General features: G+C 62.3%; 14 protein-coding genes and 1 pseudogene. 12 read left to right on the top strand and 3 right to left on the bottom strand.

All coding sequences use genetic code 11. The annotated features are described in order from the left end of the window. Positions 1-9: 9 nt before the first annotated feature. From AC1DXI_RS19820 to AC1DXI_RS19785, 8 genes are all read left to right on the top strand, one after another. Positions 10-639, top strand: a complete 630-nt coding sequence (locus tag AC1DXI_RS19820; RefSeq protein ID WP_354962140.1) for a helix-turn-helix domain-containing protein — start codon at positions 10-12, stop codon at positions 637-639. A gap of 571 nt (positions 640-1,210) precedes the next feature. Next, the gene (locus AC1DXI_RS19815; protein ID WP_476940011.1) at positions 1,211-2,326 is read left to right on the top strand and encodes a M24 family metallopeptidase; all 1,116 of its coding nucleotides are present in this window, start codon (positions 1,211-1,213) and stop codon (positions 2,324-2,326) included. Then, a complete protein-coding gene (locus tag AC1DXI_RS19810; RefSeq protein WP_230118822.1) occupies positions 2,323-3,540 on the top strand; it encodes a MalY/PatB family protein in 1,218 nt (405 codons plus the stop codon). Before AC1DXI_RS19815 ends, AC1DXI_RS19810 begins: the two co-directional genes overlap by 4 nt. A gap of 190 nt (positions 3,541-3,730) precedes the next feature. Beyond that, entirely contained in the window at positions 3,731-4,579 is an 849-nt protein-coding gene (locus AC1DXI_RS19805; protein WP_230118821.1) for a substrate-binding periplasmic protein, read from the top strand. A gap of 54 nt (positions 4,580-4,633) precedes the next feature. Continuing rightward, positions 4,634-5,479, top strand: a complete 846-nt coding sequence (locus tag AC1DXI_RS19800) for an amino acid ABC transporter ATP-binding protein (protein WP_230118820.1) — start codon at positions 4,634-4,636, stop codon at positions 5,477-5,479. Beyond that, a complete protein-coding gene (locus tag AC1DXI_RS19795) occupies positions 5,476-6,117 on the top strand; it encodes an amino acid ABC transporter permease (protein ID WP_476940010.1) in 642 nt (213 codons plus the stop codon). Before AC1DXI_RS19800 ends, AC1DXI_RS19795 begins: the two co-directional genes overlap by 4 nt. After that, positions 6,117-6,779 carry an amino acid ABC transporter permease gene (locus AC1DXI_RS19790; protein WP_230118818.1) on the top strand — a complete coding sequence of 221 codons (663 nt, stop codon included), beginning with the start codon at positions 6,117-6,119 and terminating at the stop codon, positions 6,777-6,779. The genes AC1DXI_RS19795 and AC1DXI_RS19790 overlap by 1 nt, the downstream gene beginning before the upstream one ends. Before the next feature lie 856 nt (positions 6,780-7,635). Then, positions 7,636-8,874 (top strand): IS110 family RNA-guided transposase, encoded by a 1,239-nt coding sequence (locus AC1DXI_RS19785; protein WP_476940009.1) that lies wholly within the window; start codon positions 7,636-7,638, stop codon positions 8,872-8,874. A gap of 278 nt (positions 8,875-9,152) precedes the next feature. Here AC1DXI_RS19785 and AC1DXI_RS19780 read toward each other — a convergent pair. Continuing rightward, positions 9,153-9,530: pseudogene (locus AC1DXI_RS19780) on the bottom strand (recombinase family protein); the annotation flags it as partial. A gap of 186 nt (positions 9,531-9,716) precedes the next feature. Continuing rightward, positions 9,717-11,240, bottom strand: a complete 1,524-nt coding sequence (locus AC1DXI_RS19775; RefSeq protein ID WP_476940008.1) for an IclR family transcriptional regulator — start codon at positions 11,238-11,240, stop codon at positions 9,717-9,719. Between the two features lie 195 nt (positions 11,241-11,435). Here AC1DXI_RS19775 and AC1DXI_RS19770 point away from each other — a divergent pair, with 195 nt between their 5' ends. From AC1DXI_RS19770 to AC1DXI_RS19755, 4 genes are all read left to right on the top strand, one after another. Further along, positions 11,436-12,761, top strand: a complete 1,326-nt coding sequence (locus tag AC1DXI_RS19770) for an MFS transporter (RefSeq protein WP_230118813.1) — start codon at positions 11,436-11,438, stop codon at positions 12,759-12,761. A gap of 7 nt (positions 12,762-12,768) precedes the next feature. Continuing rightward, positions 12,769-13,755 carry a hydroxyacid dehydrogenase gene (locus tag AC1DXI_RS19765; RefSeq protein WP_230118812.1) on the top strand — a complete coding sequence of 329 codons (987 nt, stop codon included), beginning with the start codon at positions 12,769-12,771 and terminating at the stop codon, positions 13,753-13,755. Between the two features lie 122 nt (positions 13,756-13,877). Further along, positions 13,878-14,549: an RraA family protein gene (locus tag AC1DXI_RS19760; protein WP_230118811.1), complete on the top strand. Its 672-nt coding sequence runs from the start codon at positions 13,878-13,880 to the stop codon at positions 14,547-14,549. 192 nt (positions 14,550-14,741) lie between these two features. Beyond that, positions 14,742-14,870 carry a hypothetical protein gene (locus AC1DXI_RS19755; protein ID WP_476940007.1) on the top strand — a complete coding sequence of 43 codons (129 nt, stop codon included), beginning with the start codon at positions 14,742-14,744 and terminating at the stop codon, positions 14,868-14,870. A gap of 285 nt (positions 14,871-15,155) precedes the next feature. Here the strand turns inward: AC1DXI_RS19755 and AC1DXI_RS19750 are convergent, their stop codons facing one another. Further along, complete coding sequence (locus AC1DXI_RS19750; RefSeq protein ID WP_476940006.1) at positions 15,156-16,262, bottom strand: IS110 family RNA-guided transposase; 1,107 nt, start codon at positions 16,260-16,262, stop codon at positions 15,156-15,158. Positions 16,263-16,544 lie beyond the last annotated feature (282 nt).

Here is a 16,544-nt window from a genome sequence, read left to right as displayed (position 1 = left end):
TGGCTTCCATTGTTCTTTTGGGATTGCAGCTGTTTACGAGACTGGGAGGGTTACTTGACAACGCGTTCGACTGCCGTTGAGGGCACACGCGCCTCATTCGTCATAGGTCCCCGCCTGAAAGCTGCCCGTCTGGGGCAGGGGCTCACATTGCAGCAGGTCGCGGATGCTGCAGCCATAACGAAGGGATACTTGTCCCGCCTTGAACGGGACAGCGTTTCTCCTACCGTGGCCACACTCATGGTGCTTTGCCGGACGCTGGACATCGAACCATCCACCGTCCTTGCCGAAGAGGCAGTGGAAGTAATCACCAAGGGCGAGATCATGCTCGGGCCAACACAGGGCGAGGGTATACGGCATAATATCCTCACGCCCACGGCTACGAAGACCGTTTCTGTCAGTCATTCTGAACTGGAGCCGGGTGCCAGCGCGGGGGACGAGCTCTACCCGATGTTCTGCGAAACCCAGACCGCCTACGTCCTGCGGGGTCGCATCGAGATCCTGTTCTCGAACCGGGCCGTAACTCTCAACACTGGCCAAGCCATCACTTTTCCGGGTCGCGAGCCGCATTCCTATCGGAACCCTGACGATAACCAAAGCGCCGAGATGATCTGGGTGCTTGCGCCAGCATTGGGCCGCTAGGTTACAGCGGAAACCTACCCGCCGATATCCAGCTTGGCCTCGCGCGGGGCCCTTGCCAGCAGGGCAGCATCGGCCCCTCCGACCAGCGATTCCCAATGTCATTGCCGTCCACAGCATCTTGGTTCGAGCCTTGGGCTCGGGGCTCTCTGTCTCATTCCACGCCGCCTGGGACCCCTAAGCCCGATGCCTTGCTACGTTGTCCCATGGTTCGGGCAGCAGGAGGAATTGCGCCATCGGGCCAAGCCCAGTCACTCCGCCTTCTGCAACTTTCAACCCTAATTCATGCCGTGATTCATCCGGCCTTCGGGGCCCTGGCCGACGCTAGATGTACTCGGCCAGGACGCCGCCCATAGAGCCCTGCTTCCATAAGACGCGCCTTCTCTGGCCGGACGTTTTGTACCGCCCCATTTCTACCAAGAAGGCAATTTCCTTGACAACAGAGACGGCATAAGGTTCTATGAAACAAAAGTTTCTTGGGTTCGAAAACTTCCTGGATAGGAAAAATCGAACGTAGCCACGGAAGTTCTTTCGTGACCCTGAAACATCCAAAACGTACAAAGGAAACACGCTGATGTGGTTCGATGCTGAAGAATACGTTGCACGTCTTGAGAAGGCCCGAAAGTACATGGCAGAACGGGACTTGGACTACCTGTTGGTTTTCGAGCCGGAGACGGTCACATACCTCACAGGCTTCTACACCCTGGGGTACAGCACCTCGTTTCAGTTTGCACTGATCCCCTCGTCGGGCTCCCCCCTCACTGTTCTTCGCAAGGCAGAGGAGCATCACTTCCTTACGACCGCCGCATGGCCGGAGAACTGTATGCTCTGGTACGACGGCGAGGAGCCTGCCGCGGTCGTCCTGCGAGTACTGCGGGAGGCGTCTGTAAAGGGTCGGGTCGGTTTCGACGGAGGCTCCTGGCGTGCGCCATTCAGTGTTATCGAATCTGTGCGTACCCAGTCGGCGCTCGACCTCCTCGATTTGGGTCTGGAGCTCGAGCGGCTGCGGTTCATCAAGTCGCCGGCGGAGCTCGATTACCTGCGGAACGCCGGACAAGCCGTCGGTCTCATGCATGCAGCTGGCATCGATGTCATCCGCCCCGGCGCGACGGAGCGTGACATAGTTATTGCGACTTCTGCTGCCGCTGTTCGCGGCGGCAGCGACTATGCCGAGCCCGGTCCCATCGCATCTGGCGACCGGGCCTACCACATCCACTCTGCCTTCGATGACCGCACGATTGCCGACGGAGATCTCGTCTTCCTAGAGATGACGGCGCACAAGAAGAATTATCACGCCCGCTCCATGCGTACGGTCTTCGTCGGTACGCCCGAGCAACGCATGGTCGACACATACCGTCGCTTCGTGGAGATCCAAGACAAGGCCCTCGCCACGATCAAAGCCGGCGTCCACTGCTCGACCCCCGACCGCATGATCCGCGAGGGCATCCTGGGCACCGGCTGGGTCGAGAGCTACCCGAACAAGACCTTCTACGGCATCGGTATGATCCTCTGGCCCAACACATACGAGAAGCTCGAAGTCACACACAATGCGGACTTCAACTTCGAGGCCGGCATGACGTTCCATGCATATATTTCCGCCCACGGCCTCAACATCTCAGAGACAATCGCGGTTACCGAAGACGGAGTCGAAAGGCTCACCACATTCGCCCGCGAGCTGTTCGTCAAGTGATCCAAGACCTTGATGCTGACTCTCGAGATTCCTTCGAGGTCTATGACGCCGACACTCTGCGCCGCATGCGACGGGCCAAATGGGCGCTTGGGACCGAGCGCTACGGCGCCGCCATCGCAGAGATGGACTTTGTCCCCGCTGCACCTATCGGCTCCGCCCTTGTTGATGCGGTCCGACGCGGTGATGTGGGGTATCAGCATCCCCAAGCACTCGACTCCGCGTCCGGAGCTCTCAAGAGCTGGATGCGAAACCGGTACGCTTGGCGCCTTGCGTCAGCGGACATTGTGCCGGTCGGGGGGCTCCTCCGAGCGTTGGAGGCATCCGTTCTGTTCTTCATGTCGTCGAAGAAGCCGGTGATCGTACCGACGCCCGCCTATCCGCCATTCTTATCCGTTCCGCATGCCTTAGGGCTGGATGTCGTGGAAAGCCCGATGCATAGTCATGACGGCAGGTGGTCACTCGACCTGGCGGATATAGATCGTGCCTTCTCAGAAGGCGCTGGGTTGTTGATATTGTGCAATCCGCACAATCCGACCGGGACAGTCTTCTCGCATGAAGAGCTTGGTGCACTTGCCGAGGTCGTGGAAGCACACGGCGGGAGAGTGTTTAGCGACGAGATCCATGCGCCCCTGGCCTACCCGGAAACCGTTGACGGCAGGGCTGCTCCATCACACATTCCTTATGCCACCGTCTCCGCGGCGGCAGCTGGACATGCCCTGACGGGGGTCTCCGTAACAAAAGGATGGAACTTAGGCGGAATCAATTGTGCTCACCTGATCGTATCCGAACGCGACCGACCCACCGCGAACCGTCTGCATCCAATGCTCGCCCACAGTGCCAGCACTCCTGGTCTGTGGGCAACCGCCGCCGCATACTCGAGCGGAGAAAGGTGGCTGCGAGAGACACTTACATACCTCGACCACAACCGGCTGCTCCTAGCCCATCTGATCGACGAACATTTGCCTGGTGTTGGTTACCGTGCACCCGACGCCACATACCTCGCATGGCTCGACTTCCGCGAAACATCGTGGGCAGACCGGCCAGCTCTACAGGCGAGCCAACGCGCCGGCGTTGCTACGAATGAAGGCACTGACTTCGGGTCCCACGGAAACGGGTTCCTGCGCTTAAACTTCGCAACGCCATCCCCGGTGCTTAAGGAAATTATCGAAGCAATGGGCGCGGCCTTCTCGTCATCAGCACGGAAGACACTCTAGACAAACTGCAGCATGCCTTGAGTTCCAAGGTTGTGGTGCAGTCCAGATCGACCTAGCGACTCGCCAAAGCCTCTCCCCCTCGGTAAACAAGCCGCGGATGTCGCAGCTTCGATTCCATTCATAAGTCAGACAAACCTACGCAGTAGCAACTAATCGCCAGCAACCCAAATTTGCCCTTCAGGAGGGACATATGAAAAATGTTCAAAAAGGACTTTCCACCGGCATTGCCGCTCTCTTACTCGCCTCAGGCTTGTCAGCCTGCAGCGCCGAGAGTGGAGGCTCGGTAGCAGCGAATTGCACTCCCGAACATTCATTCACCACTGTGACAAAGGGCGTTCTGACCGTCGCCGCGACGGACGCACCTCCGTTATCTTCGACCGCCGACAACTCGTTCACCGGGGTCGAAGCTACGCTTCTGAAAAAGTTTGCAGCCGCTAACTGCCTGACTGTCGAATCCCTACCCACAAGCTTTGCTGCTGCTATCCCTACAGTGGAGTCTGGTCGGGCGGATATCGCAACCGGTGGTTTTTACCGCACAGCGGAACGCGCCAAAATTGTGACGCTATCTGCTCCGACATACTTGGATCAGCTTGCCGCGGTTTCCAAGACCGATGTCGCAACGATCGAGGAAGCGATCGGACAAAAAGTCGGCACCGTCGACGGATACATGTGGACAGCCGACATCCGCAATACTTTTGGTTCCAATGTCACGGTGTATCCCTCGTCAGTGGAGATGCGCGCCGACCTCAAAGCAGGTCGCATCGCTGTCGCTCTAGACAGTTCAGGCCTAGCCGGGTACCTCTACTCCAAGGACACTGATATCTCCATCAATGTTCTTGAACCCGATGGCCGGGTGGCTGCAACAGCTCAACCCGCCCAAATGGGCTTTCCCTCCGGCAAGACCAACGCCGCGCTCTCGGAAGCACTGAATGCGACAATCGCCACGTGGACAGAAAACGGCACCACTGTCCAGGCGCTAACCGATGCAGGGCTCTCAGCAAGCATGGCGGACGTCGGTCCTGCCCGCCTCTTGAAATAACAGTCCGCATGAACCAGCCGACCATTACCCTAAACCATGCCCAGGAGACTGCCCATGTCCGAAGTACTCGGGCCGCAACAACGCGGAATGACCATCCCATCTCAAGCCATCACGAGCAGTTTCCCGCTCGATTCGCCGAGTGCGGTCCTGGGCGCGCCGAAAGTGCAGGTTTCCCATCTCGCGAAGGCGTACGGGGACAACCTCGTGTTGCGTGACGTCTCCCTTGAAGTGCCAAGCGGGTCTGTTACAGCAATGATTGGACCGTCCGGCGCGGGAAAGTCCACGTTGTTGCGGTGCATGAACCTGCTCGAAAGACCGGATGCGGGAACGATTCAAATCGGCGAGCATCTAATTGACGTCGCCAAAGGCATAGCGCCAAAGAATCTCGCTGCACTACGGCGCAGTACCGGAATGGTATTCCAGACCTTCAATCTCTTCCCGCATATGACGGTCCTGCGGAACATCTCACTGCCTCAACAGCGCGTGCTGGGGAGAAGCAGCTCAGAAGCCGACGAGATATCGCACCGCCTTCTGTCTCGCATGGGACTGCACGACAAGGCGGGTCAATACCCCAACCGCTGCTCTGGGGGTCAGCAACAACGCATAGCGATCGCTCGCGCGCTGGCTCTCGATCCTGAGGTGATGCTCTTCGATGAACCGACGTCTGCCCTGGATCCAGAGGTCGGGGCCGAGGTTCTCGACGTTATGAAGGAACTTGCCTCGGAAGGTATGACGATGGTCGTGGTTACTCACGAGATGAGCTTCGCAGCGAACGTGTCCGACCAGTTGGTTGTGATGGCTGAGGGACGAATTATCGAGCGGGGCGACCCGAAGGACATTATGCGGAACCCCCAGCACGAACGGACACGCAAATTCCTTCACGCCGTTATGGAGCGATGAACGTGGAAATCCTGTTTGCTGTCCTCACAGGTCTGCCTCTCACGATCCTGATAACCCTCACGGCGCTCGGGATCGGCACGCTGCTGGCGATCCCACTCTTGTTCGGTCTTCGCTCAACCAACCGGACCGTATGGTTTATCAGCAGGTGCTTCGTCGACATCTGTCGCGGCATCCCTCCGATCGTCTGGTTGTTTGTTCTGTTCTTCGGTGTCTCGGTGGGCTCTGCTCGGCTGTCGGCCTTCGCAGCCGGCGTGATCGGCCTCGGTCTGGTGGCGTCGGGATACCTCGCGGAGATCTTCAGAGGCGCGGTTAAGGCCGTACACGCCGGACAATGGGAGGCCGCCCACGCCCTGGGCTTTCCTGCCACAAGCACGTGGAGCCAGGTCATTGGGCCTCAGGTCTTGCGAACCGCACTTCCGGGCTTCACGACATACGCGATTGCTCTTCTTAAGGATTCCTCCATCGTCTCGATCCTCGGCGTCGCGGACATGGTCTTCACGACCAGCCAACTGGCACGCTCCTCGGACCTAGGAATCTTCGTCTATGCGGTCGCCGCTGCCGTCTACATCGGTCTATCAGTGCCATTAGGCGTGCTATCGCGGTCACTGGATGTAAAGCTCCGGAAGGCGGTCGCATAATGACCAGCGGAAGCTTCTTCTACGACTTTATCCAATATCTCCCACAGCTCCTTGAGGGCCTCAAGATCAGCCTCATGATTACCGGCCTGAGCCTAACTATCGGGGTGCCCGTGGCGCTGTTTTTGGCATTCGGCGTAACCGCAAAGCGAAAGGCCCTTCGATGGTTCTGCGTCGCCGTCGTGGAAGTCGGTCGTGGCGCCCCCGCACTCGTGCTCTTGCAACTCGCCTATTATGGGATGCCAGGGGCAGGAATCACCCTGCCCGCTTTGACGTCGGCTGTCTTGGCTCTCTCCTGGACCGCAGCCGGGTATATGGCGGAGTACGTGCGCGGGGGCATTTCGGCGGTCCCGCTGGGCGAGATCGAGGCGTGCCAAGCTGTCGGGATGAAGCGACCCGACACGCTGCGCTTCGTGATTATACCGCAAGGTCTTCGTATCGCTTTGCCTTCGTTGATGGGCTTCGCAGTCATGTTGTTCCAGGCAACATCCTTGGCCTACTCCGTAGCAGTTCCAGAACTCATGAGCCAGGCCTACTCAATCGGCTCATCAAACTTCCGCTACCTAAATATTCTGATTGCCGCCGGGGTCCTATATGCGGCGATCTCAATACCATCCACATGGTTCAGCGTGCTTGTGGAGAAACGGATGAACAGGCATGCCTGAGAAGCAAGGCGCAGTCGTGACCGGGGAATCCAAAGGTGACGTGAAACGGAATCGGTCTGGCATTGGCTCTCATAGTGCAAGTCTGACATTTGGAGTCTCCGCTTCTTAGTTGCCAAGGGATCCCGCGCGGGCGGTGAGCACGAGAAGGATTCCGTGGGGTGTGTGCCGAGCAGGTGCGGGATGACTGCCAGCAGGTCAGCGGAGCCGGCGATCGTGCGTTTTTCAATCACGGTGTTGTTCCTTCTTGTCCGAGCAGTGGGGTGGGCGGGGAGCGGTCGGTGACCGGCCAGCGTCCCCGCTCCCCCGACGCTTCTATGTCTGTCAAGCGGGTGGAAACGGGTGCGGGCGCGGACCAAGTTGTTTTGCCGGTGGCGGGGCGGCTTAGGTGACCGGCCAGCGTCCCCTCTCCCCCGTTGTTTTGGCTGCTGGCGAAGCTTGCGGAGCTGTGGGCGACGGAGGCCCTGTCTATCCGCAGGGCAAGGGGCGGGAAATTCCCGGAGGAAATCAGCGACGAAGGAGCGCCGCAGGGAAATTCCTGCACCGCGGGCCCCGACGAAGGAGGGGCTAGCGGTCCAGCGTCGCGGTCGCGCCGTGGTGGAGGAAAGTATGCGGTTTGCTTGCCCCGGGTTCTGGCCGCGGATGAGGGTTCGGGCAGATCATGGAGGTGTCTGCCGCGGTGGACGCCGGTCCGTCTGTGGTGCTGTGGTTGAGCCTGTGGGCTAGCGTGGCGCGGAGGGCTTCCACGGGAACCGTGGATTGTTGCCTTTGGAGCACGAGTGTTAGATTCCTCTGTTTTCCCTGTCCTCCCCTCGGCGGACGCCGACATGACGAGGTCAAGGTGTCAGGAGGAACAGTCATGGATATCGTGCACGAGCGGGCTGCCGGTTTGGATATTTCCAAACGCGACGCGAAGGTCTGCCTCCGGCTGCCCGGGCAGCGGGCCGGAACCTACACCTCCACGGTCACAACGTGGGGCGCAACCACAGGCCAGATCCTTGCCCTGCGGGACTTCCTGGAACGCGAGCACGTCACCACGGTCGTCATGGAAGCCACGAGCGATTACTGGAAACCCTTCTTCTATCTCCTCGAAGAAACGCTGCCGGTGATGCTGGTCAACGCCAAGGCCGCAAGGAACATCCCGGGCCGCAAAACCGATGTCTCTGACGCGGCCTGGCTCGCTCAGCTGGGCGCGCACGGGCTGCTTCGGGCCTCGTTCGTCCCGCCCGAACCGATCCGTGAACTGCGGGACCTGACCCGGGCCCGGGCCATTGCCATCCGTGACCGGACCCGGGAGATCCAACGCCTGGAGAAGTTCCTGGAAGGCTCCGGGATCAAGCTCTCCTCCGTGGTCTCGGACCTCACCGGTGTTTCATCCCGGGCGATGCTCGAAGCCCTCGTCAGCGGTGAACGCGACCCGGAGGTCCTCGCCGGACTCGCCAAAGGCACCCTCCGCTCCAGAATCCCCGAGCTCGTGGAGGCCCTCACCGGCCGCTTCAAAAGCCACCACGCGTTCATGGCCCGGCTGCATCTGGACCAGATCGATACCCAGTCCCGCATCATCGACGCGCTCACCGGGCGGATCGAGGAAGCGATGGAGCCCTTTCGTGCCGCCAGGGAATTCCTGGCCACCCTCCCCGGAGTCTCACTCAAAGTCGCCGACGTGATCATCGCCGAAACCGGCGCGGACATGTCCCGCTTCGAAACACCCGGCCGGCTCGCGTCCTGGACCGGCGTCTGTCCCGGCGCCAACGAATCCGCCGGACGGATAAACTCAGACCACATCCTGCCCGGCAAGAAATACCTCAAAGGCGCCCTGGGCATCGCGGCCCTGTCCGCTTCCCGGAGCAAGGACACCTACCTGGCCGCAAAATACTGGCGCGTCGCCGCCCGCCGCGGACCCATGAAAGCCACCGTGGCCGTCGAACACTCCATCCTCACCGCCGTCTGGCACATGCTCGCCGACGGCGAATGCTACGCCGACCCCGGCGCCGACCACTTCACCCGCCTGGACCCGATCAAAGCCAAGAACAACGCCCTCAAGAAAGTCAAGAGCCTCGGATTCAACGTCACCATCACCGCCGCCAATGAAGCCTGACCACCCCTACTTTCGTATTAGACGGGAGGGAGCGGGTATGTACAATCCGACAGGACAGCAGCCAAAACAAGAAAAATAATTCTACAACCCGAGCGAAGCGAGGACCGTTACACAGCGCCCAGCGCTGTGCAACGTGGAAGTTCGCCGGGCGCTCCGAATCGGGCTGAGGAAAGACACCAGCGTTATAAAAGGGCACGGCTTTTTCAAGACATCACCGCTCCCACTCCCCCAACGGAGCCGGGTGCCAATGTGGCGCGATATGGCCGACTTTTGTGGTGCTAAATGGCAGCCTGCTGGCCGGCACGGGCTCGTGACCGCCTGTAGAAGCTTGCTCGGGATATTCCCAAGTCGCGGGCAAGCTGCGCCGCGGGCTCTCCACCTTGTACCAATCGGACAGCAGTTCGAATCTGGCTATCCGTAACCCGAGTAACCCGACGGGGCCGCCCGCCAAGACCCAGGCCCGCCTCTCTTCGCTTTTCGATGGAATCCGTGACGCGTTCGCGCTTGATTTCATATTCCATCTGCGCGAGAGCGGCCATGATCGTGAACAACATTGAACCCATCGGCGTAGCGGTGTCGACGTCGCCTCCGCCCAGGTTCAGCACACGCAGGCCGGCGCCCCTGCTGCGGAGTTCATCCGCGAAGGCAAGCATGTGCAGGTCCACTATGCGCTCGGCTACCTCATAGGGGCTGCCGACGTAGTAGGCCCGGGGGGCTTGAACGAGGGCGTCGAAATGGCTCCTTTCCGGGGCTGGCCAGCCCCGGAGCTTGGGAGGATGTTCTGCGTCGGCTGCCGGCCATCGAGCAGAGGAGCCCGGGAAGACGTCTTTCCCGGCGCTGTTTTAGGGGACTGAAAGGGTGCGTGTGAGCTGCTGGGCTGAATGCTGGACCATGTGAGCGAGGGCCTCTACGTCGAGTTCGGGCAGGCGGAGTCTGGTGACGGTGGCGGTGATGGATCCAGCGATGGTGCCGTCGACGAAGTAGGGGGCGCTGACGCCGAAGGCGTCGGGAATGCGCTCACCCTCTCCGATCGCCCATCCGCGCTCCCGTATGGCTTGGAGATCTTTTTCGAGGGCTCGCCGGTCAGTTTGGGTGCGTTCGGTGAGGGGTTCCAGCGTGAGCGCGTCAAGATCACCGGGGGGACAGTGGGCGAGAATGGCTTTCCCGCCTGCGCCGGCATAGAGCGGAATAGCCACACCTGAAGCAAGACCGTAGTGCAGAGGCCGGACACCGTCCACCACTGTCGTCATCACGGCCTGTCTGGTGTCGGCATGGAATTGGATGAGTCCGATGGTTTCACCGGATTCCTTGGCAAGTCCGCGGAGAATCGGATGTGCGACAACAGCGGTGTCCACCGCAGGACCCAGATGGGCTGCCCAGTGAAAGAGGCGGGGGCCGGGGTGCAGTGTGTCGTGGCGCTGCAGAGCCAGTCCTGTGGTCAGGGCGGTGGAGACCAGGCGGTTGGTGGTGGCTATGTTGGCTCCGATTCCGCGCGCGAGCTCGTAGCCGGTGGGCAGCCCATCGGGTTCGGCTACCAGCGCGGTGACCAGGCGGGCAAAGCGTTCCACGGCAGTGGAACCGGCAGGGTACGTGATGGGCTCCAGATTCCCTGATGCTTGATTTCCGGCACATGCGGCTTCGATGGCGTGGGCCGCTTGGCCCGCCATCGGGCCGAAGCGGGCGAGGTCCTCATCGTCGGTGAGAAAGCGTGGACGGGTGATCGAGACGGATCCGGTCAGCCCGTGGCATTGGAATGACGCGGCGGCACCAGCGGCCAGGGGAAATTGCTGTCCGACGCTGATTGTGTATCCGGCGCGGCGGTCCTCGGTGAGGAGTTGTTCCAGTTCGGCGCGCTCGGTGACGGTATCGGGAGTGTGCGCCTCCAGCTGCCGGTCGCCCAGGGCGCCGATTCCCAGTCGGCCCAGAATCGAGCGGCCGGTTGCGCCGGCGTGGAGGGGCAAGACCGTCCCGGGCTCGAGGAGATACTTGATGGGTCCGGGCCGCCGCCGGCAAGCGACAACAACGGCGCTGGGTCGGGGTGCGTCGTGAACAGCGATAAGGACAGTCGCATCGGATTGTTCGCCCAGGCGTTCAATGATTGCTTCAGCACTGCGCAGCAGCGGGTGGCGTGCGTGCAGTGCGGCACCCAGGACACGCAGCCGCGGTCCGACCTGATAGTTCCCGTTGCCGCTGACGGCCGCCAGCCCGTGTTCTTCCAGGCCCAGAAGGACACGGTTAACGGTGCTGCGGCTCGCGCCCAAGGCCAGTGCGAGTTCACGTACACCGGTCGAATCTGGGCGGGTCACCAAGGCGTGCAGGACCTCAACAATGCGCTCGTTCCCTGCTACGGCACTCTCGCTTACCACGGTTCCACCACTCTCTTGATACTCCGGCTCCCCCTCGGGGCCGGATCTGCTTTCACCACGCTACCGTCAGGGAAGGCGGCAGCGGTGGAGGGACAGACGCATTCGTCCCGCCATGGGCGCTTGACAGCACACCATGGCGCACATCACACTTGGAATACATATTAGGACAGTGTCCCATTTTTTATAGGAGCAAAGATGCCCCAGGTTAGTCAGTCCGTTCCCCCGGTAGCGGACGCCCTGCACCAGAAGAAAGCAAAGAAGGCCACCGCTGTCGCAGCGTTCGGCACCTTCATCGAGTACTACGACTTCAGCGTCTTCGGCTACGTCGCCGCGACGCTCGCGGTGGTGTTCTTCCCCAGCGGCGATCCCGTGGCGGGCCTGCTCAATACCTTCCTGGTCTTTGGCACGGCCTTTCTGGTCCGGCCGCTGGGCGCCATCTTCTTCGGGCGCATCGGGGACCGGCATGGCCGGCGTGCCAGCCTCATCGGCTCCGTCATCCTGATGAGCGGCGCGGCCGGTCTCACCGCGCTGCTGCCGACGTACGCGCAGATCGGTATCTGGGCACCGATCCTGCTGGGCCTGCTCAGGATGCTGCAGGGTTTGTCTGCAGGCGGTGAGATCGGTGGCGCGGCCACCTACATCCGCGAATGGGCCCCGGTGGAGCGCCGCAACCTCTATATCTCCTTCATTCCCAGTGTTGGCGTGCTCGGCAAGGCCGGCGCCGCGGGACTGGCCGCCCTCGCGGCCACGTTCGTGCCCGCGGCGGAGATGGAGTCGTGGGGATGGCGTATCCCGTTCCTGCTCGCGATCCCGCTGGGCATCCTCTGCCTGGTCATGCGGCTAAAAATTGAAGACAGCCCGGAGTTCACTCAGAGCGCGGGCAAGGGCCAGACGACCCGGACCCCCGTCGGCGAATTGTTCCGCAACCACCGCTCGCGCCTGACGAAGGTCTTCTTCATCTCCCTCGTGCAGAACATCGGCACCTACCTCGGCACCGTCTACGTGGCCGTCTACTTCAGCACGGTCCTGGACTTCTCCAAAGCAGAGGCGGCGACCATCGTCCTGATCGCCGTCACCGCCGCGGCGGTGCTGATCCCCCTCGCCGGCCAACTGGGCGGCCGCATCGGCAGCAAACGCCTGCTGACAGCCTCCTACATCGCCTACATCGCGCTCACGTTCCCCTCCTTCATGCTCATGAACGCCGGCTCCGTGTCGCTGGCCATCTTCGGCCTGCTCCTTGGCATGCTGCCCTACGCCCTCTGCCAGGCCGGAACCTATGCCGCGATGCCGGAGTTCTTCCCCGTCGAGGTCCGCCACACCGGCGTCGCCTTCGGCCACAGCGTCGGGGCCGTGATCGGTGGAGCCGGCGCCCCGTACGTGGCCACCTGGCTCATCGACAGCACCGGCAACACCATGATCCCTGCCTACATGCTCATCGCCTTCGGCGCCATGGGCCTGGCCGTGCTGCTCGGCACGGTACGCAAGAACACCCTGACCCCTGCCTCCCATCTCTACCGCTAGGAACACCGTGCCGGCCTTTTATGTCTCCGACCAGATTCACACCGATGTACTGGCGGAACTCAGCGCCCTGGGACAGGTCCATCTGGGCTACGGCCCGGACGCCGTCCGCTACCAAGACGTCCGCGACGGCATTGACGCCGTCCTGCTGCGCGCCGAACGCTTCGACCGGGAAAAGATCGACAGTTCCCCCCGGCTGCGCATCATCGCCCGCCACGGAGTGGGAACAGACAACGTCGACATCGACGCGGCCACCGACGCAGGCATCTGGGTAACCACCACCCCGGGCAGCAACAGCCGCGCCGTCGCCGAGCACGTTTTCGCTCTCCTGCTCTCACTGGCAAGGAAAGTCCCCTACGGGGCCGCCCAGACCACAGCCGGGCAATGGGCATCCGCCAAACCCCACATGAACGGCTTCGAACTGCACGGCCGCACCCTCGGGCTCCTCGGCTTCGGCAACATCGCCCGCATGGTCGCCGGAATCGCCCAAGGCTTCGGCATGCACGTCCTGGTCCACGACCCCTTCGTAGAAGATTCCGCCATCCAGGCCGCAGGCGCCTCTCCGGCGACTATCGATGAGGTTATCGCCGGCTCGGACGTCCTCAGCCTGCACATGCCGCTGACCGAAGAGACCGCCCAAATCATTGATGCGGAGGCCCTGGCAAAAATGAAGCCAGGATCGGTGCTGATCAACACCTCCCGCGGCGGCCTCATTGATGAACCCGCCCTGGTCCGGGCTCTGCAGGAAGGTCATCTGGGCGGGGCCGGGCTCGATGTCCTGGAAGGGGAGTCCGTGGACATGAAGGACCCCATCGCACACTCAAAGATCCAGATCGCGGGGGTGCCGAACCTGATCGTCACCCCGCACGTTGCCGGGCAAAGCGAAGAGGCCTTCCTGGCCGCCGGAAGCGGCGCCCTGCAGGCCATCCAGCAGGCCCTCACCGGGCAGCGGCCGGCACACGCAGTGAACACCATCGCTGCCCCCGCCCACGCCTAACAGGGGAAGAACGTCCGTGCCGTCCCACCGGCGCGCATGCCCTGCCCGAACCAATCCCATAACGCCGCTTCATTGCGTGACGCACGGCCCAAATCCCACCGATAGAGCTAGTGAGAGACACCATGTTTATCGACGCATCAACCAATTCACTTACCGTCAGTCACCGTCCAACCAACGCTCCCTCAGGGCTCATCGAAAGCCTGAAGCAGTACCCCACAGCCAATGTCGGTGACGCCATGGACCGGCTCAACCTCATGGACACAGGCATCGCATCACAATGGGCCAACGGCCGCTGTGTGGGTCCGGCACTGACCGTGCTGACCCGGGAGGGCGACAACCTGGCCATTCACCGCGCCCTCGACGACGCCGAACCCGGTGATGTGCTGGTCATCAACGCCCTCGGAGGAACAACACGGGCCGTATTCGGCGATCTGCTGGCCGAAATCTGCCTCGCCAAAGGCATCGCCGGTGTCATCATCGACGGATTGACCCGCGACCGTGCGGCAATCAAGGAACTGGGCCTGCCCGTCTGGGCCCGCGGGGTTTCACCGGCAGGACCCGCCAAATACGGCCCGGGAGCCGTCTCGGTGCCGGTGGCCTGCGGCGGCACCGTCGTCAACCCCGGCGACCTCATCACCGCCGACGATGACGGGGTCGCCGTCATACCCGTCGAACGCGCCCAGAGCGTCCTTAGCAGGCTCGCAGACATCGACAAATTCGAGGAAGATCTCCGGGTGAGGATACGGAACTCCGCCGTCCATGCAGCAGCGCCAGCCATGGCAAGCACCAACTAAGAACCCCGGCGGCGCTCACCGTCTAACCCGCCGCCATCAGCACCGCCCCGACTCCCCGCCGGGATGTCACCAACAGAGACGGTGGCCTCTGTGGCATAAGCCGCAGAGGCCACCGCCGGCCACCACCAACAGGGCCGCCCTCCAGACCGCACCAGCTCCCTATCCGCATCGACGACCCGAGGAAAACGAAAGATGACCAGATACCGCCATCACGAATGGGCTAGGCTCATCGGCGCCCCGGTCGAAATCCAGCAACATGGTGAAGTCATCCGCACGGGGATCGTCGATGACGCGATGCCCGACTCCAGCGCTGATATGTAGGCCTGGTTGTCAAGAGGCGTAGTTGAGCGGCTCCTGGCTTTTGGTTCCGGGGGCCGCTCATTGGGTGCCGGCCGGTCGTGGTGGAGGTGTTGGCGGGTCTTTTTCGACTGCACTGTCAGGCTGATATTCGCGGGTTGGTTACCGCATGACAATTTATTCGGCTGGAGCGTATCGGTGTCTAGAATCGAGCGTCGACGGGTTGGCCCGTCTGCTCATAGCGCTGTCTCGGGTTAGCTCCGGATGCTGCCATCGCACTTCCACCACGTCCCGGAGGCACGTTCGGGGTCAGGCCGCGGTCATGCGTTCTCCTTGCTGGAGCGGTGCGGCCAGTGACCAGCACCAGCCGGCGAGTTCACGGGCGATCGCGGTGTTGGCCTTGACCGGCATTTTGTGGCGTTCATCGAAGTGTTCCCACTTGCGGTGCAGCCGGTGGTTTCCCTCCAGGGCGCGGATCCGGGTGGCCGGGGCGACGAGGTCAAGCTGGCGCAGCAGCCGGTCCCCGGGCCGGGCGTAGGGGCGCCGGTGCTGCCAGGCGGCTTCGATGAGCAGCTTACGGGCGTAGGTGTTCCCGGCCTTGGTGATCGGGCCCTGGTGCCGGGACTGGCCGGAGGACTCCTCGCTGGGGACCAGGCCGAGGTAGGACCCGATGGTCGAGCCGGTGAAACGGGTCCAGTCCCCGATCTCCACGGCCAGCCCGAACGCCGTGGTCACCTGGATCCCGCGCAGGCACATCAACGCGTCAATCACCGGGGAGTAACGGCACGCCGCCGCCGTGGCGGCGACGTGTTTGTCGATCCGTGCCAGATGCGCGGCGAGCAGCTCGGCCTGCTCGACATCGGCCTGATAGGTGAACTGCAGCGCCGGTTCGTCAAAGTGCTGGCGGTGCAGCCACAGCCGGTGTTCCTTCGTCCACCGGGTGTCCTTGGGGTAGCGGATGCCATGGCGCAGCAGGACGGCGTTCACGTGCTGGCGGGCGTGCGCGAGGTCCGTGGCCGTGCCGGAGCGCAGCCGGGACAAATCCCGTAAGGCTTCTTCCTCGGCGTCCGGGATCCGCACCTCGGTCACCGACCCGACCGCGAGCATCTCGGCCAAAACCCGGGCGTCGCGCCTGTCGTTTTTCACCCGGTCCCCGGGAGCGCGCAGCAGTTTCGAGGACGCCGCAACCACGCAGTTGACGCCCGCGGCCCGCAGATAACGGGCCAGGACGAACCCGGTAGGGCCGGATTCGTACACGACCTTGACAGGCGGGGCAAACCGGCGGACCCATTCCAGCACCAGGGCCGGGTCAGAGGCCATGGTGTGGTTGCTGATTTCACCGGTGGCCGGGTTCAGTGCATGGCCGACCACGTTGACCGCGTGAACATCCAGGCCGATGAAAGTATGCTCGAACATAGCCGGGACCTCCCAAACCTCACATGTGGCACTACCATTGCACTCCCGAGGAGCCGATAGGCCAAGGGAGCCGTTAATGGCAACCCACGGCCCTGTGAAACAGAAGGCCCCGGCCCCACCTGCCGTCCGGGATAAAGGACATCACCGCCGGGTTCCAGGTCCGGCAGCGCCGCCCTTCATCCGGACGCAGCCGAGCACCCCAAGCCGGCGCTGCGGGACCGCCCCGGCGATAATGCCCGCCCCGGACGGAAGGATCTGCAATCCTCACTTCATATTGTCTAG

The sequence above is a fragment of the Arthrobacter sp. P1_H7 genome (genome assembly GCF_056405215.1).
The sequence above is the reverse complement of the archived record's forward strand: the minus strand, read 5'-3'. Positions and strand labels throughout refer to the sequence as shown.

Bases quoted from the DNA above. Each gene is read 5' to 3' on its own strand.
- AC1DXI_RS19815 (WP_476940011.1), top strand. From the start codon at position 1,211: ATGTGGTTCGATGCTGAAGAATACGTTGCACGTCTTGAGAAGGCCCGA.
- AC1DXI_RS19805 (WP_230118821.1), top strand. From the start codon at position 3,731: ATGAAAAATGTTCAAAAAGGACTTTCCACCGGCATTGCCGCTCTCTTA.
- AC1DXI_RS19800 (WP_230118820.1), top strand. From the start codon at position 4,634: ATGTCCGAAGTACTCGGGCCGCAACAACGCGGAATGACCATCCCATCT.
- AC1DXI_RS19795 (WP_476940010.1), top strand. From the start codon at position 5,476: ATGAACGTGGAAATCCTGTTTGCTGTCCTCACAGGTCTGCCTCTCACG.
- AC1DXI_RS19790 (WP_230118818.1), top strand. From the start codon at position 6,117: ATGACCAGCGGAAGCTTCTTCTACGACTTTATCCAATATCTCCCACAG.
- AC1DXI_RS19785 (WP_476940009.1), top strand. From the start codon at position 7,636: ATGGATATCGTGCACGAGCGGGCTGCCGGTTTGGATATTTCCAAACGC.
- AC1DXI_RS19770 (WP_230118813.1), top strand. From the start codon at position 11,436: ATGCCCCAGGTTAGTCAGTCCGTTCCCCCGGTAGCGGACGCCCTGCAC.
- AC1DXI_RS19760 (WP_230118811.1), top strand. From the start codon at position 13,878: ATGTTTATCGACGCATCAACCAATTCACTTACCGTCAGTCACCGTCCA.
- AC1DXI_RS19755 (WP_476940007.1), top strand. From the start codon at position 14,742: ATGACCAGATACCGCCATCACGAATGGGCTAGGCTCATCGGCGCCCCG.
- AC1DXI_RS19750 (WP_476940006.1), bottom strand. From the start codon at position 16,262: ATGTTCGAGCATACTTTCATCGGCCTGGATGTTCACGCGGTCAACGTG.